This window comes from Psychrobacter sp. 78a-MNA-CIBAN-0178 (assembly GCF_040309625.1).
In the GTDB taxonomy this organism is placed as follows: domain Bacteria; phylum Pseudomonadota; class Gammaproteobacteria; order Pseudomonadales; family Moraxellaceae; genus Psychrobacter; species Psychrobacter okhotskensis.
The window spans coordinates 1-10951 of sequence record NZ_JBEOOZ010000044.1; the positions used below are offsets into that span (position 1 = coordinate 1).

General features: G+C 41.3%; 10 protein-coding genes and 2 pseudogenes. 7 read left to right on the forward strand and 5 right to left on the reverse strand.

Going from position 1 to position 10951, the window contains the following annotated elements; all coding sequences use genetic code 11:
- The first annotated feature begins 61 nt into the window (after window positions 1-61).
- Window positions 62-370 (forward strand): DUF3817 domain-containing protein, encoded by a 309-nt coding sequence (locus tag AAEY80_RS13765; RefSeq protein WP_201634659.1) that lies wholly within the window; start codon window positions 62-64, stop codon window positions 368-370.
- A gap of 692 nt (window positions 371-1062) precedes the next feature.
- Here the strand turns inward: AAEY80_RS13765 and AAEY80_RS13770 are convergent.
- Window positions 1063-1653, reverse strand: a complete 591-nt coding sequence (locus tag AAEY80_RS13770) for a recombinase family protein (RefSeq protein ID WP_025643766.1) — start codon at window positions 1651-1653, stop codon at window positions 1063-1065.
- Between the two features lie 231 nt (window positions 1654-1884).
- Between AAEY80_RS13770 and AAEY80_RS13775 the strand changes: the two genes are divergently transcribed.
- Window positions 1885-2349, forward strand: a complete 465-nt coding sequence (locus AAEY80_RS13775; RefSeq protein ID WP_007115209.1) for an NUDIX hydrolase — start codon at window positions 1885-1887, stop codon at window positions 2347-2349.
- A gap of 349 nt (window positions 2350-2698) precedes the next feature.
- Here AAEY80_RS13775 and AAEY80_RS13780 read toward each other — a convergent pair whose 3' ends face one another.
- A complete protein-coding gene (locus AAEY80_RS13780; RefSeq protein ID WP_093071101.1) occupies window positions 2699-3028 on the reverse strand; it encodes a four-helix bundle copper-binding protein in 330 nt (109 codons plus the stop codon).
- Between the two features lie 127 nt (window positions 3029-3155).
- Window positions 3156-3272: pseudogene (locus AAEY80_RS13785) on the reverse strand (transposase); the annotation flags it as partial.
- Window positions 3273-3438: 166 nt separating this feature from the next.
- Between AAEY80_RS13785 and AAEY80_RS13790 the strand changes: the two are divergent.
- From AAEY80_RS13790 to AAEY80_RS13810, 5 genes and pseudogenes are all read left to right on the forward strand, one after another.
- The gene (locus tag AAEY80_RS13790; RefSeq protein WP_227502390.1) at window positions 3439-3852 is read left to right on the forward strand and encodes a cation efflux protein, CzcI-like; all 414 of its coding nucleotides are present in this window, start codon (window positions 3439-3441) and stop codon (window positions 3850-3852) included.
- Between the two features lie 48 nt (window positions 3853-3900).
- Window positions 3901-5226, forward strand: a complete 1326-nt coding sequence (locus AAEY80_RS13795) for a TolC family protein (protein ID WP_102093419.1) — start codon at window positions 3901-3903, stop codon at window positions 5224-5226.
- 1 nt (window position 5227) lies between these two features.
- Window positions 5228-6457 (forward strand): efflux RND transporter periplasmic adaptor subunit, encoded by a 1230-nt coding sequence (locus AAEY80_RS13800; protein ID WP_102093421.1) that lies wholly within the window; start codon window positions 5228-5230, stop codon window positions 6455-6457.
- Entirely contained in the window at window positions 6447-9587 is a 3141-nt protein-coding gene (locus AAEY80_RS13805; protein ID WP_102093422.1) for an efflux RND transporter permease subunit, read from the forward strand. The genes AAEY80_RS13800 and AAEY80_RS13805 overlap by 11 nt, the downstream gene beginning before the upstream one ends.
- Window positions 9588-9673: 86 nt before the next feature.
- A pseudogene (locus AAEY80_RS13810) lies at window positions 9674-9796 on the forward strand (cation diffusion facilitator family transporter); the annotation flags it as partial.
- Between the two features lie 199 nt (window positions 9797-9995).
- On the opposite strand, the gene AAEY80_RS13815 reads toward AAEY80_RS13810, so the two are convergent.
- Complete coding sequence (locus tag AAEY80_RS13815) at window positions 9996-10205, reverse strand: plasmid partition protein ParG (protein WP_025652656.1); 210 nt, start codon at window positions 10203-10205, stop codon at window positions 9996-9998.
- A gap of 3 nt (window positions 10206-10208) precedes the next feature.
- On the reverse strand, window positions 10209-10847 hold the full coding sequence (gene parA, locus AAEY80_RS13820; protein WP_025652655.1) for a ParA family partition ATPase: 639 nt from the start codon (window positions 10845-10847) through the stop codon (window positions 10209-10211).
- Window positions 10848-10951: the final 104 nt, after the last annotated feature.

A 10951-nucleotide genomic window follows, 5' to 3' on the forward strand; every position in this document is an offset into this window, starting at 1 on the left:
TTTATGATTATGTTTGATGATCGTATAAGCAGGCATTTAATCTAAATGGCAGTTACACAGAATCTGGGATGGACTCAGCCTTACCATTATAGGCTACCTAGAAGGCACCTCTTTCTTATTATTGCTCTGTATCGCCATGCCACTAAAATATATGCTGGACATTCCAGAAGGTGTGAAATACATCGGTATGGCACACGGTATATTGTTTATTACCTATATCATAATACTTATAGGCTCAGCTATCAAAATGAAAATGCCTCTTTGGGCAATACCTGCGGGCGTACTCGGCTCACTCTTACCTTTTGGCCCGTTTATATTCGATCATTTACTAAAAAAGAATTTACAGGAAAGTGTAAGTAAAGAAGCCTAGAACAAGCCCTGCTGCAAATGCTACAAACGTACCTTATTACTCAAGATTATTTTTCCTAACTAAATCACAAGCCGCCATCACTCATCATGGCGACAAATGAATAACATTGAGCAGAAATTAATCACAATAAAATTTTAATTCAGACCCAGTATGAATAATCTAACACTCTAGTCACTTTTCGAACTTATCTTACATACTATCGACAAACCCGTATTGTTTAAAAGCTAAACAGGTTTTGTCATCCGCGATGGATTTCCTATTATCCTAGGGTATACCCTAGCGGAACCGACTTAAAAGCCCCAAAACCCTATTAACAGACCACTCAAAACAGACTGCTATAATGGAACCACTTATATGTGCTAAAAATGAGCTTATAGCATTTGCTCAAAGCATGGGCATAAAGTCGCTGCATTCGATATATAAAATAAATCAGTTGCAACGCTAGTACGTACAAAGTTGATACAGCTGATTACTATCATAGCTAAAAAGGCAAAGTGATACTCAAATACTCAAATACTCAAATACTCAAATACTCAAATACTCAAATACTCAAATACTCAAATACTCAAATACTCAAATACAGGGTTTTTTTGAATCAAGATACATGATTAAAATCTATCAACTTAATGATTATATATTTGATAGCATCGCGTCTATAGAAACGTAAATTAATGTTTAAAATACTTCAGCTATTAACCCTGTTTTAAGACACGATAAACCGTAGCTACCCCAACACCAACCGCCTTAGCGATTTCCTCTTTTGTCATATTATTTTGACTGTCTAATTCTCTAATACGATTGTGTTTTGCTAGATTTGCTTTCTTACCAGTAGGTTTATATCCACTGTTTGCTAATCCCTGCTTGATACGTTCTCTACGCTTATCGTTATCAAGCTTTGCCATCGTTGCTAATAAGTCGATCAGCATATTGTTAATTACCCTAAGGATGTCGCCTGTCATACCCTCGCTAACCGTATGTGTAGTTGGTAGATCAGCCACTACCAATCGCAAACCTTTATCTTTGATGCGCTGCTTTAAGATAGCAAAATCATCCTGAGACAATCTACTCAATCTATCTACACTCTCAACAAGCAATATATCGCCTTGCTCAGCATCATTGAGTAACTTAGTGAGTGCTGGTCTATCTAACTTTGTACCACTGAAATGCTCTACGTACTCAACATGGTTATCATCATAGCTTTGGCTAAAGCTAATCAAGTCAGACAATGCTCTGGTCGCGTCTTGATCCTTAGTGCTGGCTCTCACATAAATACGAACAGTCATAACGCCACCTCTATTATTTAGACTTAATAATTAATGTTCATTGATAATAGCAAGATATTACTATCATTTAATAACATAAAAAAGTCTAATGATAGATAGGTTATCATTTAAAGGTTTTATGTTTTAGGTATAGTCTAATGGTAGATTGTCAGGCGCTTTCACTGGTTCGGTTCCCTAGTGAGGACTTGAATATTAAGCTATCCTCTATGTCCTATTCTCAATTGAGTTTTTATGTCTAATATACTAAGTAATGAACCTATAATACAATACGAACCACAGAGCCTACGTCCAATAGTAGCTACTATTGGAGTACTTTTTAAAGATGGAAAGGTGCTTTTAGTACGCCGTGCTAACCCACCCGATGCAGGTCGATGGGGTTTTCCCGGTGGTAAAATTGAACGTGGGGAAACTGTTAAAGATGCTGCCGTTCGTGAACTTTATGAAGAGACAAGCATTGTATCAAAAGCCTTTAAGACATTTAACGCTGTAGACGCGTTTGACTTTGATAGTAGTGGTAAGCTGCGTCACCATTTTGTTCTTGTAGCCGTACTTTGTATTTGGGTTTCTGGTGATCCTCTAGCAGGTGATGACGCCCTAGAAGCTAGATTTTTCGATATTGAAGATTTGATCAATGCAGATTTAGCCCTTAGCTTAGATGTTAAAGAAATAGCATTACAAGCAGCTGAGTTACTCTAAAAAGTAAGAAAGTTCGATATTCTATACCCCAGGGGGAGGGTGTAAATAATTCTGTGTAAATACAGTTGAGAGTGTAAATAAAACTGTATTTACACAGAATTATTTACACAGAATTATTTACACCCTCCCAGTAACAGCCGATGTAGCCTTACGTTTGCACGATGCTTTAGGTATTAGTGCTGATTTACTCATGCGCGTTCAATCAAAGTACTCTCTTTGGATCGAATCGCAAAAACAACGTCCACAAATTCAGCCATTTTTTGCGAGTTGTTAGTGGTTTGACCCACTAACAACTAACACGTTGGCTATTCATTGAGTAAATCCTAAACTCAACTAATTCTTTTATTTATCAGGCAACCATTTTTCGACATTCGACGGCACATTCACGGCAAGCATCAGCACATTGCTGGCAGTATTGATGCTCATGTTGGCTACATTCATCTGCACAGTATTCACAAACCTTGGCACAAAGCTCACAAATTTCTTTCATAAAAGGAGATTCTGTTTGCTGCATACGAGCACAGAGCTGACAAATATCTGCACAATCTAGACAACGCTGAATACATTCTCGCATCATCTCCAGATTTTCTTCTTTTAGACAGGCATTTGCACAACTGGCACAGGTAAGGTAACAGTTCATACATGCCTTTGCGCAATCTGAAAATTGGATATCGTTCATCATACTTCCCTAAAGTCAATTGATTTAGGAATAGGCTAATCAAAAAAAAAGATATACACTAGGACGATTATGTAAGGGAAAGTAAAATAGTCATAGATTTTGTTAAATGGTTTTAGGAGAGTGTAAATGCAGTGTCGATGAAGGACTGCATGAGCTGCTTTTGAAAGTCTTTGATGTCATCGAAGCTTTTCATGCTGCTGGCCATTTGCTCAGCCAGTTTCTTGATGTCAGATTGGTTAGTCATTGCTTATTCTCCTGTTAGTGGATTATAAGCAGTTACACAAAGTTTGGGAAACTCTCATGGAAAATTGCCTTTTGAGTTTGAAGCAATGTACAATGATAAGATTAACCCGTTAGGTCAGGTGGCCTAACTTAAATAAAAAGTCTCCGACAAACCCGGTACGGTTCAGATGATGCGTTCTACTACATGGATTACAGTCTTGGTTGGATTGTTCATGTTCCAAAGCTTTTGGAATGTGGCGGCGGCCTTTTGTGTCCATGAACAACAGCCTCAATCACAGCAGAGTTATCATTTTGGTCATCACCAAAATACCTTGTGTGCCAGCGATAGTCGTCAACACGATCATAATGGACAGTCAGAAAACATAAAAACATTCAGTAGCGATTTAGAAATCGGTGAAGATCATCAAGATCATCTACCATCGATGATGCATTTGATTGTACAAAATGAAAAAGTAGATGTGTTTCATCCAAGCTCTGAAGTTAAAGTGAATCCACAATTTCATTGGAAAAACAGCTATCAGGCTCCTGACCTGTTTCAACAAAGCCTACCTCCCGAATTTTCCCCGCTCATGGTGGGGTAGCCTAAAACATTCCCACCACTTTTATTATTTAAATAAGTGGGAAAAATCATGTCTTCACAATCAATTATACTCTTGCGTCATAGCTTGGTTGCTTGTATATGTGCAGCGGCTATGCAATATAGCTATGCTGAAAACGTTACCAGCTTTGAATCCGCTTTAGCAAAAGTACAAAGTTACCAGACTCAAGACAAGCCGTGGCAACAAGTTCAGCAAATATCTGAATTGAATATTCAGCAAAGTCGGTTATGGCAGAATCCAAGTATAAGTTTAGAACAGTCTGGCTTTGGCTCAGGTCAAGAACAGGAATTCAATGTTGGCGTTAGTCAACCTCTAGATCTATTTGGTCAGCGTAAGCTGAACCGGGTGATTGCCAATACCTCGAATCAACAAATCCAATTGCAACAGCAATTATGGAAGGCACAAAGCCAACTGATTGTTAAATTTGCATGGTCGCAATTTGCACTTGCTGAGGTTGAGCAGTCTGCTTATTCAGTACAGTTAAAAACAAGTAAAGTCAATCTGGACAGTGCCCAGAAACGCTATCAGGCAGGCAGTATTGCCCTGGTTGATTTTGAGCGTGCCCAAATTGAAGCGCTAGAAATCCAACGACTTTATGAGCAAGCGATGCTGAATAAACAAGCTGCCGGTCGTCAGCTGTCTAATTTGTGGGGGGGAGAAACATCTTCACATCTTCAATTGAATAAAACCGCTATCCCTTGGCCAGAGCAAAGTCTCCAAACTGTGCAACGGTATATTGCTGAAGGGTGGCTAGAAAAATTCTATGCCTTGAACATTCAGCAATCGGATCATCAAATTGAAAATTTAAGAATTCAGGCACGTCCCAATCCGACTTTAAATGTAGGCATGAAACGTAGCAAAACCCCTAATGGAAGCAACGATACGACTTTAGCAATCGGCGTGGCTATTCCACTGAATATTTTCAATCGCCAGCAATATGCGATCCCGATGGTCCAGCAACAGCAAATATTGCTGAACCAACAGCAGCAGCGTGAGCTGAAGCAACAAATACTCGATATTGCCAACAGCAGGCATCAGCTCAAAGGTTTACGTAGCCAGTTCGATGCCACAACAGCACAAGTTACTTTGGCGACCAAAGTTCAGAGCCGTACTTTACTAGGGTTTCAGGCAGGGAAACTGTCCATTACCGACGTTCAGCAAGCAACCACCCAACTGCAGAATCTTCGATTGGGTCAATTACAAACTCTACGTCAAGCTTGGCAAACTGCCCTAGCAGCTGAGGCACTCAGTATTGGCACAAGTTATGAAGAAATTAGCCGTTCGGATGCCTATACACAACTGAATAAAAAGGCAGTCGAAGCATCGCAAAATTTAATCAATGGGGGAGCACGATAAAATGAACGCCAAGCAAAACGGAAAAATATCCAAGTCTCTCATGATTGTAGTTTTGATTCTGATTACGGTCTTGGTCAGTCTGGCTATTTGGTTAAGTTCAAAAAAAACTGAATCTGAGGGGCAGGGTTATGATGAGGGAAATGCCGAATATTCTGATGAAGATAGTTCTGAAGAAGGACATGCTGAAGAAGGCGAAATACAACTGACCAGCCAACAAATGGTTGAACAAGGTTTAAAAGTTGCTGTTGCATCCACAGGATTGGTTGAAAAGCTGACAACCCTGCCAGGTAAATTGGTGGTGAATACCGATCAACAAGCGCATATATCGCCTAAATTTAGTGGTTATGTCGAGCAGATCAATGTGGCTTTAGGACAGAGCGTGCAAAAAGGACAAACGCTGGCTGTACTAACCGTGCCTGAACTGATCGACCAACAGGCAAATCTGCGTATGGCACAGGTGAATCTGGATTTGGCCCGTAAAGATTACCAGCGCGAACAGCAACTCTGGTCACAGGGGGTTTCTGCCAAACAGGATTACCAGCGTGCCGAAAATGCCTACCGTCAAGCGCAGATTACTGTCCAGTCCTCACAAGCACGTTTAAATGCATTAGGTGCAAGTGGCAATAACAATGGGCGTTTTCTGATTAAAGCACCGATCTCTGGGGTGATCAGTCAAAAAGATATTGTGGTCGGTGAAAATGTGCAACTGGCTAATCAGCTCTTTGTCATTGAACAGCTGAAAGATTTATGGCTTGAGTTTAATTTGCCGAATCAATTCTCAGGTCAACTGCAAGCCGGGCAAAAAATTGACTTTAAAGTGAATGATTCAGATCAAAGCTATAAAGCTACTGTACAAAGCTTAACCTCTCAGGCAGATGTACAAACAGGGCGTCTGGTGGTGCGCGCAAAACTCGATGCGCAAGCTACTGAGTTGCGTTCTAATGTGTTAGTGAGAGTGTTGATTCCGGAAGCTACAGCAAAATCAGCCCTTCGGATTCAAAAGTCTGCGCTGCAAAGTATTGAAGGTGAAGACAGTATTTTCATCGTAGATTCAGAACAAAAAGGTCAAGTCCACTTAAAAGCACAGAAAGTGCAATTGGGGCAGGCTTCAAGTGATGGACAATGGCTTGAAGTGATTTCTGGGCTGACTGAAGGGCAGAAGTATATCGCTCAAGGCAGTTTCTTGTTGAAATCTGAATTAGAAAAAGACGAGGCAGGCCATGGACATTAATTCTGATCTACCAAAACCAGAAGGTTTATTCGAACGAATCATTCAGTTTTCCATACAAAATGCGATTTGGGTGTTGCTCTTTGCCTGTACCTGGATTGCGGTCGGGGTGTATAGCTATCAGAAACTCCCGATTGATGCTGTACCCGATATTACCAATACCCAAGTCCAGATTAATACTCAAGCCAAGGGTTTTACTGCGCTTGAAGTCGAACAGCTGATTACCTATCCCATTGAAAATGCCATGGCTGGCATTCCGGATCTGGAGCTTACCCGTTCCATATCCCGTTATGGACTCTCTCAAGTCACCATTATCTTTAAAGATGGGACTGATATTTATTGGGCCCGTCAGCAGATTAACCAACGGACACAGGAGGCGCAATCTGAGTTGCCTGCACAAATCGCACCGACGATGTCCCCCGTTTCTACGGGTCTCGGTGAGATTTATCAATGGGTACTGAAGGCAGATCCGAATGCGAAAAAGCCGGATGGAACTGCATACACGCCGATGGATTTGCGTGAGATTCAGGACTGGATTGTGCGTCCTCAACTGCAACGTGTTAAGGGAGTTGCAGAGGTCAACAGTATTGGTGGTTTTGAAAAAACCTATGTGGTCTCTCCCGATTTAAACCGGATGCAGCAACTGAATATCTCATTAGAACAACTGCAACAGGCTTTAGCGCAAAATAATGAGAACCGAGGTGCAGGTTATATTGAAGACAATGGTCAGCAACTGACGGTACGTGTACCGGGTACATTCAATGGGCTTTCTGATATTGAGAACACCATGCTGGGTAGCCCAAATGGCAGCCCAATTCGGGTTGGTGATATTGCGCAAGTCTCTATTGGGCATGATTTAAGAACCGGTGGGGCAACCTATAACGGCAAAGAAACCGTTTTAGGGATTGTCATGATGGCGATGGGTGGAAATAGCCAGACTGTTTCTAAAGCTGTGGATGCCAAGCTTCAAGATATTCAGAATAGTTTGCCTAAAGGGGTAGTGATTGAAACGGTGTACGACCGTACTATCTTGGTTGAGAAGGCGATTAAAACCGTTCAGAAAAACTTGGTAGAGGGAGCAATCCTGGTCATCATCATTCTGTTCCTGTTTTTAGGGAATATCCGTGCTGCCTTGATTACTGCCTGTGTCATTCCACTCTCTATGCTGTTTACCTTAACCGGGATGGCACAGCAAAATATCAGTGCCAATCTGATGAGTTTAGGTGCACTCGATTTCGGCATCATTGTCGATGGTGCTGTGGTGATTGTCGAAAACTGTATCCGGCGTTTAGCCCATACACAGCAACTGTTAAAACGACCTCTCACACAAAGTGAACGCTTTAAGGAAGTTTTTCTGGCTGCCCGCCAAGCACGTCGTCCTCTTATTTTTGGTCAGCTTATTATTTTGGTGGTGTATTTGCCGATTTTTGCTTTAAGTGGTGTGGAAGCAAAAATGTTCCATCCGATGGCATTGGCAGTGGTACTCGCCCTTGTTGCAGCCATTATTTTATCGATCACCTTTGTGCCTGCTGCTGTGGCATTGTGGGTCAAAGGCGATATTCAAGAAAAAGAAAGTCGTTGGATGTTATGGCTAAAAGCTAAATATCAGCAAACTCTTGATATTTCGTATCAATACAAAGCAGTTGTGCTGACTTTTGCACTGTGTTTATTAGTGATTACGGGATTTATCAGTACCAAACTCGGCAGTGAATTTGCACCACAGCTCAGTGAAGGAGACTTTGCGATACAACAGTTACGTTCACCAAGTACAGGCTTAGAAGAGTCTTTACGTATTCAGGAGAATACTGAAAAACTTCTTTTAAAGAGTTTCCCTGAAATTAAGGCAGTATTTGCCAGAACGGGTACAGCCGAGGTTGCAACAGATGTCATGCCACCCAATATTTCAGATGGCTATATCATGTTAAAGCCTCGTTCAGAATGGCCAAATCCTAAAGAAAGTTTAGATGAATTACGTGGCCGTATGGTGACGTATTTAGCCACGATTCCAGGCAATAATAGTGAATTTTCACAACCGATTGAACTCCGATTTAATGAATTGATCTCAGGTGTGCGTAGTGATGTTGGTGTGAAAATCTTCGGTGATGATATGAATGTCCTCAATACTGAGGCGACTAAAATCTCCAAAATCATTCAGCAAATATCGGGTAGCAGTGCCGTGAAAGTTGAGCAGACCTCAGGTTTGCCATTACTGAATGTCGAGGTAAATAAAACTTTGGCTGCACAATATGGTTTGAGTGTGCGTTCAATTCAAGACCTTGTGGCAACCAGTATTGGTGGACAAAGCGTGGGAGAGATTTTAGAAGGCGATCGTCGTTTTGATTTTGTTATCCGTCTTGGAGAGCAAGACCGTAGTGTCGCATCTGTTTCCCAGTTACCTATTCAGCTTCCAAATGGTGGCAGTATTTTATTGTCGGATGTCGCGCAAGTCTCGACCATTGAAGGAATCAACCAAGTCAGTCGAGAAAATGGTAAACGCCGAGTTGTGGTTACAACGAATGTTGAAGGGCGTGATTTAGGGTCTTTTGTTTCTGATGTACAGACACAGCTCAAAGCATACACTTTGCCAAGTGGTTATTGGATAGAATATGGCGGTCAGTTTGAAAATTTGGCTTCAGCCAAAGCACGGATGCAAATCGTGATTCCACTGGCTTTAATCACTATCTTTATTTTACTGATGGCGGTCTTTCACAATGTCAAAGAAAGTCTATTGGTCTTTACCGGGATACCCTTTGCCTTGACCGGTGGTGTGCTGTTCCTTTGGCTAAGGGATATTCCATTATCGATGTCAGCTGGAATTGGCTTTATTGCCTTATCTGGTGTTGCAGTCCTCAATGGACTGGTAATGCTGACCTTTATTAAGGAATTAAGGGACAAATATCCAGTGCATAAAGCCGTGTGGCAAGGGGCTATTTTGCGCTTAAGACCAGTGTTGATGACAGCTTGTGTGGCTTCACTGGGTTTTGTACCAATGGCGCTGGCAACCGGAACAGGGGCTGAGGTTCAACGGCCACTGGCAACCGTAGTGATTGGCGGGATTATCTCTTCAACATTACTAACTTTGGTGCTGTTACCCGTGCTTTATCGTTGGATAAATGAAAAAAAAGTTTCTTAATCCAATAGATTAGTCGATTTACAGCAGAGATATTGGCTGTTATCCAATATCTCTGCTCATCATAAATAGAATAAGGAAAATATTTTATGTCAGAACATCATGATCATAGCCATGCGGTTGTTACTGAAGAAAATAGTAAGAAGTTAATGGTTGCCTTAGGTTTAACGACTACTTTTTTAATAGTAGAAGTTGTCGCTGCTTTTGAGACCATCCCGAATTCTGTGTAACTGCCGTTTAGATTAAATGCTTGCTGATACGGTCATCAAACATAATCATAAAACGATTCAGAGCAGACGTCCAGTTACGGATTGGCATCGACCACGAGCCCATCCTGGATTTTGTGTAACTTCTATTTGCTAATAGGGTATAAGAAGTTACACAAAGTTTAGGAAAGTCCCTTTTTTATACCTATCGCTCAACCAACTTTTCCTCAATCATTTCAGTCAACAACTCAGTCACCGTTTTTCGGCTTTCAAGCGCGTACCGCTTGAGCGCAATGTGTTTATCTTCATCTAAATTAAAATTCACGCGTACCGTCTTTTTGGGACTGTCCGTCACATCCGATAAAGCCAATTGATCCTTAACGTTCTTACTAGGACGACCTGCTGATAAACTCATGACTTACTCCTCACCAAAAAATATTTGAATCTCACTGACCAATGCGGTTATCTCTTGTATCGCATTGCTACTAGGCGATTCGGTATCAAATACTGTCTTACCAAGGGCAGCACTATTAGGATAAGCAACTCGCTGCATCACTCTGGTCTCTAATACCGGAATATTATAATCAAGCAGCGCGGTTGCAACCTCTTTACCAATATTGGTATTTTGAATGGCGCGTGAGACAACAAAGGCTGCCTTTAGTTGGCCATCCATCATCTCAATACGCTGCTGCACTAAATCAACCAAATCGCTGGTCGCCCAGATATCATAGGGGCTCGGCTGCACCGGAATCAATATAAAATCAGCCGCTTTTATAGCAGAAATAGCCAGACTAGTAGCTTGCGGCGATCCATCGATCACCACATAATCTTTATCAGAGACGTTTTTTAAATCTTTATCAAGTGTTGGTCTATCGAGCCCAATCACCGGTACCGGATTGTCTTCATCAACTGCTCTCCAGTCACGCGCACTGCCCTGCTGGTCACTATCCACCAACAAAACACTATGGCCTTTTAGCTGTAAGCCACGAGCCAAATGCGTTGCGATGGTAGTCTTACCGCTGCCACCCTTTTGATTTAATACCGCGATTACCTTCATAAATACAGATCCCTGTAGTATGTATTGAGTATATAAGTATATAAGTATATAAGTATATAAGTATATAAGTATATAAGTATATAAGTATATAAGTATATAAGTAT